The sequence below is a fragment of the Sporosarcina sp. P37 genome, from assembly GCF_002109365.1.
Taxonomy (GTDB): domain Bacteria; phylum Bacillota; class Bacilli; order Bacillales_A; family Planococcaceae; genus Sporosarcina.
This window is the reverse complement of sequence record NZ_CP015349.1, coordinates 1,827,234-1,842,489: the sequence shown is the minus strand read 5'-3', so window position 1 is coordinate 1,842,489 and position 15,256 is coordinate 1,827,234. Positions and strand designations below refer to the sequence as shown.

18 protein-coding genes are annotated in these 15,256 nt (G+C 45.0%); 16 read left to right on the top strand and 2 right to left on the bottom strand.

The window, feature by feature from the left end; all coding sequences use genetic code 11:
• Positions 1–9 precede the first annotated feature (9 nt).
• From rsmG to SporoP37_RS09545, 5 genes are all read left to right on the top strand, one after another.
• Positions 10–732, top strand: coding sequence for a 16S rRNA (guanine(527)-N(7))-methyltransferase RsmG (gene rsmG / locus SporoP37_RS09565; RefSeq protein ID WP_085430819.1), 723 nt, complete (start codon positions 10–12; stop codon positions 730–732).
• A gap of 77 nt (positions 733–809) precedes the next feature.
• Positions 810–1,682, top strand: coding sequence for a nucleoid occlusion protein (noc, locus tag SporoP37_RS09560; RefSeq protein ID WP_081243449.1), 873 nt, complete (start codon positions 810–812; stop codon positions 1,680–1,682).
• A gap of 246 nt (positions 1,683–1,928) precedes the next feature.
• Positions 1,929–2,690, top strand: a complete 762-nt coding sequence (locus tag SporoP37_RS09555; protein ID WP_081243448.1) for a ParA family protein — start codon at positions 1,929–1,931, stop codon at positions 2,688–2,690.
• Entirely contained in the window at positions 2,683–3,519 is an 837-nt protein-coding gene (locus SporoP37_RS09550) for a ParB/RepB/Spo0J family partition protein (protein WP_085430818.1), read from the top strand. The genes SporoP37_RS09555 and SporoP37_RS09550 overlap by 8 nt, the downstream gene beginning before the upstream one ends.
• A gap of 68 nt (positions 3,520–3,587) precedes the next feature.
• Positions 3,588–4,292, top strand: coding sequence for a DUF554 domain-containing protein (locus SporoP37_RS09545; RefSeq protein WP_085430817.1), 705 nt, complete (start codon positions 3,588–3,590; stop codon positions 4,290–4,292).
• Here the strand turns inward: SporoP37_RS09545 and yyaC are convergent.
• Positions 4,203–4,844 (bottom strand): spore protease YyaC, encoded by a 642-nt coding sequence (gene yyaC, locus SporoP37_RS09540; protein ID WP_081243445.1) that lies wholly within the window; start codon positions 4,842–4,844, stop codon positions 4,203–4,205. The genes SporoP37_RS09545 and yyaC overlap by 90 nt on opposite strands.
• Before the next feature lie 111 nt (positions 4,845–4,955).
• Between yyaC and SporoP37_RS09535 the strand changes: the two genes are divergently transcribed.
• The 3 genes from SporoP37_RS09535 to ychF all read left to right on the top strand — a co-directional run bounded on the left by SporoP37_RS09535 (position 4,956) and on the right by ychF (position 7,261).
• A complete protein-coding gene (locus tag SporoP37_RS09535; protein ID WP_081243444.1) occupies positions 4,956–5,888 on the top strand; it encodes a mechanosensitive ion channel family protein in 933 nt (310 codons plus the stop codon).
• A complete protein-coding gene (locus SporoP37_RS09530; protein WP_081244818.1) occupies positions 5,869–6,066 on the top strand; it encodes a DUF951 domain-containing protein in 198 nt (65 codons plus the stop codon). The genes SporoP37_RS09535 and SporoP37_RS09530 overlap by 20 nt, the downstream gene beginning before the upstream one ends.
• A 94-nt stretch (positions 6,067–6,160) precedes the next feature.
• A complete protein-coding gene (ychF, locus tag SporoP37_RS09525; protein ID WP_081243443.1) occupies positions 6,161–7,261 on the top strand; it encodes a redox-regulated ATPase YchF in 1,101 nt (366 codons plus the stop codon).
• 162 nt (positions 7,262–7,423) lie between these two features.
• Here the strand turns inward: ychF and SporoP37_RS09520 are convergent, their stop codons facing one another.
• Positions 7,424–7,966 carry a DUF3267 domain-containing protein gene (locus SporoP37_RS09520; RefSeq protein ID WP_085430816.1) on the bottom strand — a complete coding sequence of 181 codons (543 nt, stop codon included), beginning with the start codon at positions 7,964–7,966 and terminating at the stop codon, positions 7,424–7,426.
• Between the two features lie 155 nt (positions 7,967–8,121).
• On the opposite strand from SporoP37_RS09520, the gene rpsF reads away from it, so the two are divergent.
• The 8 genes from rpsF (at position 8,122) to yycF (ending at position 15,250) form a co-directional block, all read left to right on the top strand.
• A complete protein-coding gene (gene rpsF, locus SporoP37_RS09515; protein WP_081243441.1) occupies positions 8,122–8,409 on the top strand; it encodes a 30S ribosomal protein S6 in 288 nt (95 codons plus the stop codon).
• Between the two features lie 47 nt (positions 8,410–8,456).
• Positions 8,457–8,975, top strand: coding sequence for a single-stranded DNA-binding protein (gene ssb, locus SporoP37_RS09510; protein ID WP_081243440.1), 519 nt, complete (start codon positions 8,457–8,459; stop codon positions 8,973–8,975).
• Positions 8,976–9,018: 43 nt separating this feature from the next.
• Positions 9,019–9,258, top strand: coding sequence for a 30S ribosomal protein S18 (gene rpsR, locus SporoP37_RS09505; protein WP_196796916.1), 240 nt, complete (start codon positions 9,019–9,021; stop codon positions 9,256–9,258).
• 245 nt (positions 9,259–9,503) lie between these two features.
• A complete protein-coding gene (locus tag SporoP37_RS09500; RefSeq protein ID WP_081243438.1) occupies positions 9,504–10,442 on the top strand; it encodes a YybS family protein in 939 nt (312 codons plus the stop codon).
• Between the two features lie 11 nt (positions 10,443–10,453).
• Positions 10,454–12,436, top strand: coding sequence for a DHH family phosphoesterase (locus tag SporoP37_RS09495; protein ID WP_085430815.1), 1,983 nt, complete (start codon positions 10,454–10,456; stop codon positions 12,434–12,436).
• Positions 12,433–12,879, top strand: coding sequence for a 50S ribosomal protein L9 (gene rplI / locus SporoP37_RS09490; protein ID WP_081243436.1), 447 nt, complete (start codon positions 12,433–12,435; stop codon positions 12,877–12,879). The genes SporoP37_RS09495 and rplI overlap by 4 nt, the downstream gene beginning before the upstream one ends.
• A gap of 26 nt (positions 12,880–12,905) precedes the next feature.
• Positions 12,906–14,252, top strand: a complete 1,347-nt coding sequence (dnaB, locus tag SporoP37_RS09485) for a replicative DNA helicase (protein ID WP_369821975.1) — start codon at positions 12,906–12,908, stop codon at positions 14,250–14,252.
• A 266-nt stretch (positions 14,253–14,518) separates the two neighbouring features.
• Positions 14,519–15,250 carry a response regulator YycF gene (gene yycF / locus SporoP37_RS09480; RefSeq protein WP_369922205.1) on the top strand — a complete coding sequence of 244 codons (732 nt, stop codon included), beginning with the start codon at positions 14,519–14,521 and terminating at the stop codon, positions 15,248–15,250.
• The last annotated feature ends 6 nt before the right edge of the window (positions 15,251–15,256 follow it).

Sequence of the window (15,256 nt, the reverse complement as noted above, 5' to 3'; positions counted from 1 at the left end):
AATGAGAGCATGACAGAAGAACAGTTTTATGAAGCACTGCGGCAAAATGGCATTGAATTGTCCGATACACAAAAGCAACAGTTCAAGCGCTATTTTGAAGTGCTGGTAGAGTGGAATGAAAAGATGAACCTGACGGCGATTACGGATGCACCATCTGTATACCTAAAGCACTTTTATGATTCCATAACAAGTGCGTTCTACGTGGACTTCACATCTGTAGAGTCTGTTTGTGACGTAGGGGCAGGTGCAGGTTTTCCGAGCATCCCGCTGAAGATTTGCTACCCGCATCTTCACGTAACGATTGTTGATTCATTGAATAAGCGCATTACATTTTTAAACCACTTAGCCAGTGAATTAAAGCTTGAAAAAGTGGCATTCATCCACGCGAGAGCAGAGGAGTTCGGCCGTAATCCAAAATACCGTGAACAGTTTGACGTAGTTACAGCACGTGCAGTAGCACGCTTGTCTGTGTTGTCTGAACTGTGTATCCCACTTGCCAAGCAAGGCGGATTGTTTGTATCCATGAAAGGCGCAGCTGCTGCGGAAGAATTACAGGATGCATCAAGAGCGGTTAAGTTGCTGGGGGCAGTATTACAGGACGAGCATGAGTTTCTGCTGCCGGAAGAAAATAGTGAACGTCACATCTTTGTATTTGAAAAGAAAAAGCAGACACCGAAGAAATACCCAAGAAAGCCAGGAGTACCGAACAAAACACCGATTACAGCGGATTGAGTATGAGAAATGTTTCACGTGAAACAATTGTATTGATGGGATAAAAGGGACGAGTTTCGAAAAGGTGGTGCAGGGGGTTGAAAAATACTTTTTCGCGCTTTTTTGGTGGGGGAGAGAAGTTGAGTACTATAGAGGAAGTAAATGTTCATCATCCGGAAAACATAGCACAAGTTGCAATTGATTCGATTACACCGAACCAATATCAGCCACGCTCAATTTTTAATGAAGAAAAAATTGAAGAACTAGCCAGAACCATTCATACACACGGTGTTATTCAGCCGATTGTTATTCGTACTAAAAGTGACGGTTCATACGAAATAATTGCAGGTGAACGAAGGTACCGTGCAATGCGTAAGCTTGGCTGGACTGAAGTGCCAGCAATTGTCCGGGATTTGGACGATAAAGAAACAGCCTCCATTGCATTGATCGAGAACTTGCAGCGGGAGGAATTGACGGCAATCGAAGAAGCACATGCTTATGAGCGCTTATTGGACTTGCACGAATTGACGCAGGAAGCATTAGCTCAACGGCTTGGCAAAGGTCAGTCTACTATCGCAAACAAAATGCGTCTGCTGAAGCTGCCTGAAGAAGTGCAGAAAGCCATCTTGCAAAAAGAGATTTCAGAACGCCATGCACGTGCACTGTTGCCGCTGAAAGAAGCCGCACTCCAAGTTGAAGTACTGGAAGAAATAAAAGAGAATCAATATAACGTCAAAGCACTGGAATCACGGATTAGAGAGATTATGTATCCGGTTGAGGCAACCGAGAAGGTGCAGCCGCTCAGACGGCGCGGACCGCGACAAAAAGCCGTAAGCAAGGACGTCCGGATTGCAGTGAATACGTTACGTGAATCGCTCAAGCTAATGGCAAAGAGCGGAATTGAAGTAGAATCGGAAGAAGTGGATTCAGAAGAATTCTACACAATCACAGTGAAAATATGTAAAAAGTAACGATTGAAAACTCTTGCTGACCGACTGGCAAGAGTTTTCTTATATATCCATAGAGTTCATCGTTCGAAGATGATAAAATGAAAGTAGATTGAATACAGTACATACTGCCAAAAGACGGCTGTCAGCATGTTAAAAGCAGGTTATATGTAACACATTATCCATTTTAATTCAGACATAAGAAGGCAATGAAGAAAACTTTGGTGTACTATTAGAATAAATGAAAAAGAACAGAAAGCAGGTGCAAGAGTGGGTAAGATTATCGCCATAGCAAATCAAAAGGGAGGAGTCGGCAAAACAACGACTTCTGTAAACTTAAGCGCATGCCTTGCCCATATAGGCAAAAAAGTGCTCTTAATTGACTCGGATCCACAAGGGAATGCGACAAGTGGAGTCGGTGTTAACAAAGGTGACGTACAAGACTGCATCTATAATATGCTGATTGACGATGTGCCTGTACGGGATATTATCCTGACAACCAACATTGAAAACCTCGATATTATTCCTGCAACCATTTCATTGGCAGGAGCTGAAATCGAACTGGTTTCCACTATTTCACGTGAGGTCCGGATGAAACACGCGATACAGGATATTAAGGATGACTATGATTATGTCATTATTGATTGTCCGCCTTCACTTGGTCTGTTGACGCTGAATGCCCTGACAGCTTCTGACTCCATTATTATTCCGGTTCAGTGCGAATATTACGCGCTGGAAGGTCTAAGCCAGCTGTTGAGCACCATTCGTCTCGTCCAAAAACACTTGAATGAATCACTTTATATTGACGGTGTATTATTGACAATGTTTGATGCGAGAACGAATTTAGGAATTCAAGTAATTGAAGAAGTGAAGAAGTATTTCCAGGACAAAGTGTATCACACCATTATTCCGCGTAATGTCCGTCTGAGCGAAGCACCCAGTCATGGAAAGCCAATTATCTTATATGATTCCCGATCCAAAGGCGCAGAAGTTTATTTAGAGCTGGCAAAGGAAGTGGTGGAGAATGAGTAAAGGTCTGGGTAAAGGTCTAAATGCATTATTTCCCCGTGAATCATTGGAAAAGGTAGAACTGTTACGTCTGAAAAGCATTAAAGCGAATCCTTATCAGCCCCGAAAGGAATTTGACGATGAATCACTTGCTGAACTGAGTGAGTCCATTAAAGAACACGGCGTTCTGCAGCCAATCATTGTCCGCAGTGTTGGAACTCAATACGAAATCGTCGTAGGGGAAAGAAGATATCGCGCTTCTGAATTAGCAGGCAAAAAAGAAATCCCGGCTGTTGTGCGTGATCTGACAGATGAACAGTCCATGGAAATGGCTATTCTGGAAAATCTGCAGCGTGAAGACTTATCACCAATTGAAGTGGCGGAAGCATACCAGAGCCTAATGGAAAGCCTGGAGCTTACGCAGGAGCAGCTGGCCTTCCGTCTAGGGAAGAGCCGTCCGCATATTGCCAACCATATTCGCCTTCTGGCTTTGCCGAAGAAAGTCCTAAAAGACATTTCCCAAGGAATATTGTCTATGGGGCATGGCCGGACATTGCTGGGCCTTCGTAAAAAGGAGCAAATACTGACAGTTGCTGAAAAGGTCAAGACGGAAGGGTTAAACGTTCGTCAGTTGGAAAAGTTAGTGCAGCGATTGAATGAAGACGTTCCACGTGAAACAAAAAAAGAAAAGAAAAAGGATATATTCATTGAAGCGCAGGAAACTACACTTCGTGAACAGTTCGGTACCAATGTAACCATCAAGAAGACAAAGAAAAAAGGCAAAATTGAAATTGAATTTCACTCTGATGAGGACTTTGAACGAATCCTTGAATTATTAAACACTGAGCGATAATATACAAACCTATTTTGCCGTGACCGCAAAATAGGTTTTATTCTTGAAAAGAACATGGACGTGACTGCATGATACTATTTGGTTCACTGTTTAACGTATTGACAATTATAGTCGGTACATTGATTGGAAGGTTTCTGTATGGAATTCCGGAACGAATGAAAGAAACCATTATGTACGGAATTGGAATGGCCGTTGTGGCAATTGGTTTACAAATGACATTTGAAACAACACAAATAGTCATTGTGATCCTGAGTATTGTCATAGGGGCAATCCTGGGAGAGTGGATTGACCTGGATAAAAAGGTTAACCAATTAGGACGATGGATTGAGAGAAAGCTGCCTACAAAAAAAGAAGGACCAGGAATTGCACAGGGATTCGTTACGGCTACGTTATTTTTTTGCGTAGGTTCCATGGCAATTATCGGAGCTATTGATAGCGGGCTCCGTAATGATCACAATGTGTTAATAATGAAAGGGATATTGGATGGTTTTACTTCCATCATCTTTAGTTCCACATTAGGCATTGGCGTAGCGTTTGCAACTGTTCCTCTATTGATTTACCAAGGAGGCATCACCTTTTTGGCCACCATCATCAGCCGGTTTGTTCCAGACGGGCTGATGGAGTTATTCATTTCCGAAATGACTGCAACAGGCGGCCTGATGATTGCCGCCATCGGTCTAAACTTAATCGGCTTGACGAAAATCAGGGTAGCCAACTTCATTCCAGGGATTGGGGTAGTTGCGGTGATCGTAACGATTGTGTATATCATCTGACGGTTTTCGGTGATGCGCCAGCTGCAAGGCACGGCCAATCAGGCGGCTCATTTCAAACGGCAGATGCAGACGTGTGCTTTGCAGGACGGCCTGTTCCATGAAACCGCCAATATTTACAATGCCTTTGATGGATACATCACCTACAGGCGGCAGTTCCTTGCCAACAGCTTTACCCGGTGCAATCGGACCGCTGTGAAACAATAGATCACCGACTGCGTCCTTTTTGCTGAGGCAGGCATCTATAGCTACAATGAATGCATCGGGATAAAGCGTGCTGGTCTGCTCAATCCGCTGCCGTAAATTTAACGCATGAAGCGGGTCCTGTAATGTGCCGACGACGGTGTAAGGGAAGAGGCTCATCTCTGACAGGTATGAGCCAGTCAATGGACCCAGAGCATCACCTGTTGATCGGTCCGTGCCAATACAATAGAAAATAATCGGTTGCTGCTTGAACGGAATGTGCTGTATGAAGTAGGAACTTAATTTCCACACCACACCGGATTCTTTACTGGAAATACGGTAATGATAAGAAGAGGCTTCGGCTTTATGCATTTGGAGACACCAGTCCTTTATGTTTTATTACGCTGAAGATTATCGGCGCATGTATTGCTGTGAAGTATAGCCGCGGGCGCAGCCGTTTATACGAGAGGAGGATTTCTTTCCATGGCTGTTAATACAAAAGAAGATGTGAAAGAAAATCTGAAATTCATCGAGGAATTAGTTCAACAGATGAGAGATACTTTACTTGATACAAGGTTTTGGATTGATACTGGTTTCTTTGCCATTCGAATCGTTTTAATTGTTGTGGTGGCAGGCATTGTAGTGAAAGTCGGACAAATGCTGATTCGCCGATTTTTTGCCATTAAATTAAAGAGTCCAATGCGCAAGTCGGAGAGACGCGAGAAGACGATTATTAAACTTCTGGAGAATGCCCTTAAGTACATCGTCTATTTCTCTGCCATACTGGCCATTTTGACGGAATTTCATATAGACGCAAAAGGACTGCTGGCCGGTGCTGGTGTACTCGGTCTGGCTGTCGGCTTCGGTGCGCAGAGTCTGGTCAAGGATGTCATCTCGGGATTTTTCATTATTTTTGAGGATCAGTTTGGGGTAGGAGATTATGTGCGCATTAATTCTGGTGAAGGCACAGTGATGGAAATTGGTCTTCGTACAACAAAGATTGCACTGTACGGCGGAGAATTGTACACGGTGCCGAATGGACAAATTGGTGAAGTCATTAACTTTTCTGTCACCAATTCCATGGTCTTACTGGATCTTGCACTGTCCTATGAGACAGACATTGATCATGCGGAAGAATTAATTAAAGACTTCCTGAAAAAACTGCCGAAAGACCGCTATGCTGAAGTTATTGGAATTCCTGAAGTGCTGGGCGTGCAAAGCATGGAACCGTCAAGGATATTACTTCGTATCGCGGCAGAAACGGAACCGGTCGCAAACTTTGGAGTAGGCCGGAAACTGCGGCAGGACTTGAAAAAATTCATGGATCAGAACGGAATAGAAATGCCTTATCCAAGAATGGTCATCCACAAAGAGAATATGGAGGGGAATTCATATGATGGCGGAGAAAGAGTTTAATTTGCATGATGTAGTAGAGATGAAAAAACCGCATCCCTGCGGAACAAATGCCTGGAAGATTATACGTATGGGGGCGGATATCCGAATCAAATGTGAGGGCTGCGGACACAGTGTAATGATTCCGCGGAATGAATTTGCTAAGAAGATGAAAAAGGTTCTGCTGAAGAACGAGTCTTGACAACACATAGACAATCCGGCACATTGTCCTTATAATGAAGTGGTTGACTATGAAATAATGCAAGCTTTGGATAGATAAGAAAGGTGTGGGGAGAATGGCGTTGACAGCCGGAATAGTGGGTCTTCCGAACGTGGGAAAATCAACTTTATTTAATGCAATTACAAAGGCAGGAGCGGAGGCGGCGAATTACCCGTTCTGTACGATTGACCCGAACGTAGGAATCGTTGAAGTGCCGGACGAGCGTTTAGATAAGCTGACGGAACTGGTTACACCGAAAAAAACTGTACCGACGGCATTTGAATTTACGGACATTGCCGGAATCGTAGAGGGCGCGAGTAAAGGTGAGGGGCTCGGTAACAAATTCCTTTCACATATTCGTGAAGTGGATGCTATTTGTCAGGTAGTTCGCTGTTTCGAAGACGAAAACATTACACACGTGTCCGGTAAAGTAAATCCGATCGATGATATTGAAATCATCAATCTGGAACTGATCCTTGCTGATATGGAAAGCGTTGAAAAACGTTTGGCGCGCGTATCGAAAATGGCTAAACAAAAGGACAAAGCTGCGATGGTTGAAGAACCTGTCCTAATCAAACTGCGCGATGCATTTGAAAATGAAATGGCGGCACGTTCTGTTGAACTGACGGATGATGAATATCAGGTAGTCAAAGGCATGCACTTGCTGACGATCAAGCCGATGCTCTACGTGGCGAATGTTTCGGAAGATGAAATTGCAGACGCCGATAATAATCCGTATGTGCAGCAAGTGCGCGACTTTGCGGAGAAGGACAATGCAGAAGTAATCGTAGTCTGTGCAAAGATCGAAGAAGAGATGGCTGAGCTGGAGGATGACGAAAAGGAAATGTTCCTTGAAGAGCTTGGCATCAAGGAATCAGGTCTTGATCAGTTAATCAAAGCAACATATAACTTGCTTGGACTGGCGACGTACTTCACGGCAGGCGTGCAGGAAGTGCGCGCATGGACATTCATCAAAGGCATGAAAGCGCCGCAATGTGCCGGCATCATCCACACAGACTTCGAACGCGGATTCATCCGTGCCGAGACAGTGGCGTACGATGATCTGGTAGAGTATGGTTCTATGACAGCTGCGAAAGAGGCAGGTAAAGTTCGACTGGAAGGTAAGGAATACATCGTTAAAGACGGGGACGTTATGCTGTTCCGTTTCAACGTATAATACAAAAAGGGCTGATTCTCACGATGAGAATCAGCCCTTTTTGAAGTTTGAAGCAGGGTATCTTCAAGGCTTGTGCTAAATGTCAGTGCCAGTAAATGTGCAAGTACGAAGAGACGGAAACTCCAGCTGCCCGTTTTATATCCCGCTGACAGCCTATCCATTTCAATCTGCAGGATAAACATACAGCTTCGGCTGTTCCGGGTCGTCTTTCACCATGGCATGGTCTGGAAATTTCTTCAGTTCCTTATACATCGCAAAGTCTCCGGCGGCTCCGCCAATGAGCATGGCACCGAGCAACAGCAGTACCCCGTCGTTGAGATAGAGTGCAATAACAGCTGGAAGCACACCCGTCATCCAAAACGGCAGGAGCAGCGCTTTGCGGATTCCTTTATTGTCCATCAGCTGGTCTGCCGTCGCATACGCAACGCCCATTTTTACATTAACGCCATACGCCATGTTCTTCCATGGAACGCTGCAGAACATGCGAAAACCGAGCAAATGGAAAAATTCATGTATCACAATTAGAACGATGTATCCGACGAGAGCATAAACGACATACCAAAATGAAAAAGACAATAGTAATTCGCCCTGCAGTAAGAAACGAATTGCCAAAAGTATGATCAGCGGAATAAAAGTCAGCCAAAGACTTTGCTTAGCGATCTTCTGCAGATCAAGTTCGACAACTGCAGGCTGCTGTTCCTCCATGTGAAATCACTCCTTAATTCATTCAGTATAGTATATTAAGGGTTGTTATTCCAATCCGTGTGTGATAGTATAAACTGATGTGAGTAATATTAAATTTACTTACTCCTTGCCCACTTGTAAAAGTAGGGCCCAAGTCCATAAGGAGGTGACTATTGATGAGAAAGTACGAAATTATGTACATTATGCGCCCAACTCTAGAGGAAGACGCGAAAAAAGCGTTGATTGAACGCTTTGATAACGTCTTAACTTCAAACGGAGCGGAAATCATCGAGTCGAAAGAGTGGGGCAAGCGCCGTCTTGCTTACGAAATCGACGACTTACGTGAAGGTTACTACCAATTAGTAACTGCAAACGCTGGTGCTGAAGCAATCGATGAATTTACACGTCTTGCAAACATCAACGAAGGTATCATTCGTCATATGACAACTCGCGTAGACGCGTAATCTGATATAAACAATTTAAATTTATGATGAGGGAGGTTTGATTCTGAATGATAAACCGTGTCGTTTTAGTTGGCCGATTAACAAAAGATCCTGAGCTGAAATATACACAGACCGGAATTGCTGTGACTCGTTTCACGCTGGCTGTGAACCGCGCGTTCGCTAACCAGCAGGGAGAGCGGGAAGCCGATTTCATCAACTGTGTAGCTTGGCGTAAACAGGCTGAAAATATCGCGAATTATTTACGAAAAGGAAGTCTAGCCGGAGTAGATGGCCGTATTCAGACGGGCAGCTTTGAAGGCCAGGACGGTAAGCGTGTTTACACGACAGAAGTTGTTGCGGACAGTACCCAATTCCTGGAGCCGCGCAGTGCCAATACAGAACGTCAGCAGACGCCATCATACGGTGGCGGAGCTCCTTCTTATAATGCACCGCAAGATCAGGGACAAGGGTACAACAACCAGCAATCCTACCAACCGAATCAGCAAAATATGACGCGTGTCGATAATGATCCATTCCAGCCGGGCGGCGGTCCAATCGAAGTAACTGATGATGACTTGCCATTCTGATTGAAACAGGTTCACGAATACGCAAAAAGGAAGGAGGACAACAATTATGGCACCACGTCGTGGAGGTCGCAGACGCCGTAAAGTTTGCTATTTCACTTCTAACAACATTACACACATCGACTATAAAGATGTAGATTTGCTGAAGAAGTTTATCTCTGAGCGCGGAAAGATGTTGCCTCGTCGAGTTACTGGTACAAGCGCTAAATACCAGCGTAAATTGACGATTGCAATCAAACGTGCACGCATTATGGCACTTCTTCCGTTCGTACAAGAAGAGCGGTAATATATAAACCGCCACTGACTGAATTACTCAGTCAGTGGCGGTTTTTTTATATAATCTGTCAGAAATGACTAGCATAAAACATCCATTTAACTGGAAGACAAACCGGCCTGTGCTTTTGATTTCGCACCAAATCATGATACAATTAGAAGGATGAATGTGACTTTATGTGAATGAAGGAACATCACACTTTGTCCGCCGGTCTCGATGGTCGGCAAAAGAAGCAATGAATGAATTGAGGCGTAGATATGCAAGATCAAGCAAGGAGAATTACGTATGGTGCTATGATGGTAGCACTCTTCGCCATATTACTGGCGCTGACTTTATACGTACCATTACTCGGCATGTTAACATTGTTGCTGATTCCGTTGCCTGTTACACTTTATCGTTTGCGTTATGACCGGCTTTCCACCCTGCTGGTGACAGTATGCACGTGGCTCATCACCTTGCTGATTGGCGGATTGCTCTCCATCCCTTCGGCTATTGTATTGAGTCTGGTTGGATTTGTGATCGGTGATACTGTGCGCACAGGCAAGTCAAAACTGTATGTATTCATGGCAACAGGCGTCGCATTGCTCATTTCACTAAGCCTGCTGTACCTAGGTACGGTATGGTTCATGAAGATTAATCCGATTGATCAGCTGCTGCAGCAATTTGAAACGATTCAAGAAGAAGCACTCGTTATTCTGGCGGGAATGGGAAATTCGACAAGGGATATGGAACGGGTTGTAGCGGAGGCGTTTACGTATTATCAGACCATAGTGCCGTCACTGTTTATCTTATCGGTTTTCATAGCGTCTTATTTTTTCGTTATGCCCATTCTGGCAATCGCGTCACGTTTGCGTTTTGAGGTTCCTAAGTTTGCATCCTTCCGGTCTATGCGTCTGCCGTTTGCCACAGTGCTTGCCTACTTGGCATTGCTGCTGATTTCTATTTTATCGCAGCCTGAACAGGGGACGACGTTTTATCTGATGGAGGCAAATGCCATTCTCATCTTTAGATTCTTATTCTTCTTACAAGGTTTGGCGTTAATTTACTATGCATTGCAGAAAATGAAGCTGCCGCTAATTGTCAATGTGCCGGCTGCATTACTCGCCATGTTCCTCAGCCCTTTCACCGTAATGCTGGGTGTGTTGGATATCGCCATTAACATTCGTGCATGGATAGATAAAGACAAGAGAGCGTAGGAGATGAGATATTGAATTTATTTTATAAAAAAAGGGCAGTACGGATTCCGTTGACATTCGTTTCTCTTTTGGGAGCAGTAAGTACCGTACTGCTGATGCTCAACAACTTTTGGATCGGGCTGTTTTTTGCCGTTGCGTATGCGCTGGCACTCGGGATCGCCTGGAAAGTAGAAAATGAAAGCTATCTGGAAACCGAAAAATATATTGAAACTCTGTCCTATCGAATGAAAAAGGTAGGGGAAGAAGCATTACTGGAACTACCGATCGGGATTATCCTGCTGAACGATAATGATAAACAGCTGGTGGAATGGGTCAACCCGTTTGTCAGCTCCATCTACCCCGACAAGTCATGGGTCGGATCATCACTGTATGAGATAAATGAAACATTCCGTCAAGTGACGAAAGAAGATAATGAGCAGGATGTAATCATATTGAATGACCGATCATACCGCGTCTATTATAAACCGGAAGAAAAACTGCTCTATCTGTTTGACGTAACAGAACGTGTAAAGATGCAGTCGCTGTATTATGCGGACCGTACGACGATCGGAATTTTACTGGTTGACAACTATGATGAACTGTCTCAGACAATGGATGACCAGACACGCAGCCATATGAACTCTCTTGTCACATCCCTTGTCAATCAATGGGCAGATGAATACGGCATTTTCGTTAAACGCATTTCTTCTGAACGCTTCCTGGCTGTCTTCAATGAAGGCACGCTGGAGAAACTCGAGAAGACCAAGTTTGCGCTGCTCGATACAGTCCGTGAGAACACCTCTAAACACAGCGTACCGCTGACATTGAGTATTGGGGTAGGGACAGGCACTACGTCGCTTACAGAGCTTGGTGAGCTGGCACAGTCGAGTCTTGACTTAGTTCTCGGGCGCGGCGGTGACCAAGTCGCGATCAAGCATCATGACGGCAAGCTGAAGTTTTACGGCGGGAAGACGAATCCTGTCGAAAAACGCACCCGTGTGCGTGCCCGTGTCATTTCACACGCATTGCGTGATTTGATACAGGACAGTGACCGTGTATTTGTTATGGGCCATAAAATGCCGGACATGGATGCGATCGGCGCATCGATCGGTGTGCGGAAGATGGCACGGATGAACGGTGTGGAAGGCTATGTGGTCGTCAACTTTGATCAGCTCGATGCAAGTGTCAGCCGTCTGATGGATGAAGTGCAGAAAGATGAAGAGTTGTATGATCATATGCTCATGCCGGAAGAAGCATTGGAACTGATGACCGAGCGTTCACTGGTTGTTATTGTCGATACGCATAAACCGAGCATGGTGATCGAAGAAAAAGTCCTTGAGAATGCGCAGAAGGTCGTTTTGATTGACCACCATCGCCGCGGAGAAGAGTTCATCAGCAATACAGTGCTCGTCTATATGGAACCGTACGCGTCATCCACGGCGGAGCTTGTTACCGAATTACTGGAGTATCAGCCGAAGAACGAAAAACTGACGATGCTTGAATCCACTGCGATGCTTGCGGGGATTGTGGTGGATACAAAAAGCTTTACACTAAGGACAGGCGCGAGGACGTTCGAAGCCGCTTCTTATTTACGGACGAATGGTGCGGACACGGTACTCGTGCAGCGTTTGTTAAAAGAAGATATTGCGACATATATTGAACGATCCAAACTGATTGAGACTGTGGAATTTGCAGGCAACGGTGAAATTGCAATAGCGAAAGGGCAGGATGAAGTCGTGCACAGTTCCGTGCTGATTGCACAGACGGCAGATATCCTGCTGACCATGCAAGGTATTTCCGCATCCTTTGTTGTTGCAAAACGGGATGACGGAAAAATCGGCATCAGTGCCCGTTCATTAGGCGAACTTAACGTGCAAGTCATCATGGAAGACTTGGGCGGCGGGGGTCATTTAACAAATTCAGCCTGTCAATTAGCGGCAGACACTATAGAACAAGCAGTAGATATGTTGAAGAGTACCATAGACCAATATGTGGAGAGGGGAAATGAAGGATGAAAGTTATTTTCTTGAAGGATGTTAAGGGAAAAGGGAAAAAAGGTGAAGTGAAAGAGGTTTCAACAGGCTATGCACAGAACTTTCTGCTGAAAAACAATATAGCAATTGAAGCAACTCCAGGTAACTTGAGCAAGCTGGAAGGTCAAAAGAACCGCCAGAAGAAAGACGCGGCTGCAGAGCTGGCAGAAGCAAAAGAAGTAAAAGAGCAAGTGGAGAAGCTGACAGTTGAACTGCATGCGAAATCCGGAGAAGATGGCCGTCTGTTCGGTTCTATTACATCAAAACAAATCGGACAAGCTTTAGAGAAACAGCATAAAATCAAAGTTGACCGCCGCAAAATGGAATTACCGGAACCAATCCGCGCACTCGGTTTTACGAATGTGCCGATTAAACTACACCCTGATGTAACAGCTACGCTTAAAGTGCATGTTACAGAAGAATGATAAGGAGATAATTTAGCTTGAACCAGATGATCGAGCGCACACCTCCCCATAACAACGAAGCAGAGCAGTCGGTCATCGGGGCAATATTTTTAGAACCGCAGGCATTGATTACTGCATCTGAAATTTTATTGCCCGAAGACTTTTACCGGATTGCGCATAAAAAGATTTTTGAAACTATGCTCATCTTGAGCGATAAAGGACAGCCTGTCGATCTCGTCACAATTGCTGAAGAGCTTAAAGTGAAAAATGAGCTGGAAGACGTCGGCGGTATTTCGTATATTACGGAGCTTGCGAATGCGGTGCCTACTGCTGCAAACATCGTCTATTACGCGAATATCGTAGAGGAAAAGTCATTACTTCGCAGACTGATCCGTGTCGCAACGGATATTGTGGAAGACGGCTATACAAGGGAAGATGAAGTAGAAGCGTTGCTTGGCGAGGCCGAGAAAAAAATGATGGAAGTATCCAACCGGAAAAACGCCGGCGACTTCCGTCATATCAAAGACGTATTGGTGGAGACGTATGACAATATCGAGCTGCTGCATACCCGTAAGGGTGAAGTAACCGGTATTCCGACGGGCTTCCGCGATTTGGATAAAATCACGGCGGGTTTTCAGCGCAACGATTTAATCATCGTGGCGGCCCGTCCGTCTGTCGGTAAGACAGCATTTGCACTGAACGTTGCGCAAAACGTGGCAACAAAGACGGAAGAAAATGTAGCGATTTTCAGTCTCGAGATGGGCGCGGAGCAGCTGGTCATGCGTATGTTATGTGCAGAGGGCAATATCGATGCGCAAGTGCTGCGTACAGGGAACCTTGAAGCCGATGATTGGCGTAAGCTGACAATGGCTATGGGCTCTTTATCAAATGCCGGCATATTTATCGATGACAGTCCGGGTATCCGGATCAATGAAATCCGTTCCAAATGCAGACGCCTTCAGCAGGAGCACGGCCTGGGCATGATCATGATTGACTACCTGCAGCTGATTATGGGAAGCGGCCGCGGCAGCGATAACCGCCAGCAGGAAGTATCCGAGATCTCGCGTTCATTGAAGGCACTGGCACGTGAACTGAAAGTGCCGGTCATCGCACTATCCCAGCTATCCCGCGGAGTCGAGCAGCGGCAGGATAAACGTCCGATGATGTCCGACTTGCGGGAATCAGGAAGTATTGAGCAGGATGCCGATATCGTATCTTTCCTTTACCGGGAAGACTACTATGATAAAGAAACTGAAATGCAGAACATGATTGAAATCATTATTGCGAAACAGCGTAACGGCCCGACAGGAACGGTAACTCTGGCTTTCGCCAAGGAATACAATAAATTCCTCAATATCGACTGGAGTCAGCACGAATCACCGCCATCGTACTAATCTATACAGCACGTCCTTTCTCTATTGCCATAGAAAAGGATGTGCTGTTTTTCATAGTGTCTGCGAAGCCAAATCCGCTTGAAAAAAGTGCGGTTTCGCCCTAATCGTGATAGAGTTAAAGGATACGGAAAGATAATTTTCAGCCCGTCCATAAGAACATAACTATAGAAAAGCATGTAAATATTCCGTGCAGAATACCCTATGTTTATATTTTCAAAATTAGATTTTTATTTTAACAAACCGTCTAAAAAAACCGGTCGCCGATTATGGCGAGAAAGGATTTGACCATGCAAAATAAAACAATATTTGTAGTAGACGATGAAAAACCCATCGCAGACATCATAGAATTCAACTTAAAGAAAGAGGGATTTAACGTTTTCTGCGCATATGACGGAGAAGAGGCCATTAACCGTGTAGAAGAAATACAGCCGGACCTCATGCTGCTCGACATCATGCTGCCGAAGCATGACGGAATGGAAGTATGCCGGGAGGTGCGGAAAAAATATGATTTTCCTATTATTATGCTGACCGCAAAAGACTCGGAAATTGATAAAGTGCTAGGGCTTGAGCTTGGAGCTGACGATTATGTCACGAAGCCATTCGGAACGAGAGAATTGATTGCACGCGTAAAGGCAAACTTGCGGCGCCATGCAAAAACTGTGGCAGAAGACCAGGAAGAAGAGACAAACGATATTACCGTGGGTCAATTGGTAATTCAGCCGGATGCGTATTTTGTCCAAAAGCGCGGAGAAACGATTGAATTAACGCATCGCGAATTCGAGCTGCTGTATTATCTCGCAAAACATATCGGCCAGGTCATGACACGGGAGCATTTATTGCAGACTGTGTGGGGCTATGATTATTTCGGTGATGTCCGGACAGTCGATGTCACGATTCGCCGCCTGCGCGAAAAAATTGAAGATACACCAAGCCATCCGAGCTGGATTGTTACCAGACGCGGTGTAGGCTATTACTTGCGCGACCCGGAACAGGAGTAAGCCGCT

Coding starts and splice junctions, on each gene's coding strand:
- rsmG (WP_085430819.1), top strand. CDS start 10: ATGACAGAAGAACAGTTTTATGAAGCACTGCGGCAAAATGGCATTGAA.
- SporoP37_RS09550 (WP_085430818.1), top strand. CDS start 2,683: ATGAGTAAAGGTCTGGGTAAAGGTCTAAATGCATTATTTCCCCGTGAA.
- SporoP37_RS09545 (WP_085430817.1), top strand. CDS start 3,588: ATGATACTATTTGGTTCACTGTTTAACGTATTGACAATTATAGTCGGT.
- yyaC (WP_081243445.1), bottom strand. CDS start 4,844: ATGCATAAAGCCGAAGCCTCTTCTTATCATTACCGTATTTCCAGTAAA.
- SporoP37_RS09535 (WP_081243444.1), top strand. CDS start 4,956: ATGGCTGTTAATACAAAAGAAGATGTGAAAGAAAATCTGAAATTCATC.
- SporoP37_RS09530 (WP_081244818.1), top strand. CDS start 5,869: ATGGCGGAGAAAGAGTTTAATTTGCATGATGTAGTAGAGATGAAAAAA.
- ychF (WP_081243443.1), top strand. CDS start 6,161: ATGGCGTTGACAGCCGGAATAGTGGGTCTTCCGAACGTGGGAAAATCA.
- SporoP37_RS09520 (WP_085430816.1), bottom strand. CDS start 7,966: ATGGAGGAACAGCAGCCTGCAGTTGTCGAACTTGATCTGCAGAAGATC.
- rpsF (WP_081243441.1), top strand. CDS start 8,122: ATGAGAAAGTACGAAATTATGTACATTATGCGCCCAACTCTAGAGGAA.
- ssb (WP_081243440.1), top strand. CDS start 8,457: ATGATAAACCGTGTCGTTTTAGTTGGCCGATTAACAAAAGATCCTGAG.
- SporoP37_RS09500 (WP_081243438.1), top strand. CDS start 9,504: ATGCAAGATCAAGCAAGGAGAATTACGTATGGTGCTATGATGGTAGCA.
- rplI (WP_081243436.1), top strand. CDS start 12,433: ATGAAAGTTATTTTCTTGAAGGATGTTAAGGGAAAAGGGAAAAAAGGT.
- dnaB (WP_369821975.1), top strand. CDS start 12,906: ATGATCGAGCGCACACCTCCCCATAACAACGAAGCAGAGCAGTCGGTC.
- yycF (WP_369922205.1), top strand. CDS start 14,519: ATGGCGAGAAAGGATTTGACCATGCAAAATAAAACAATATTTGTAGTA.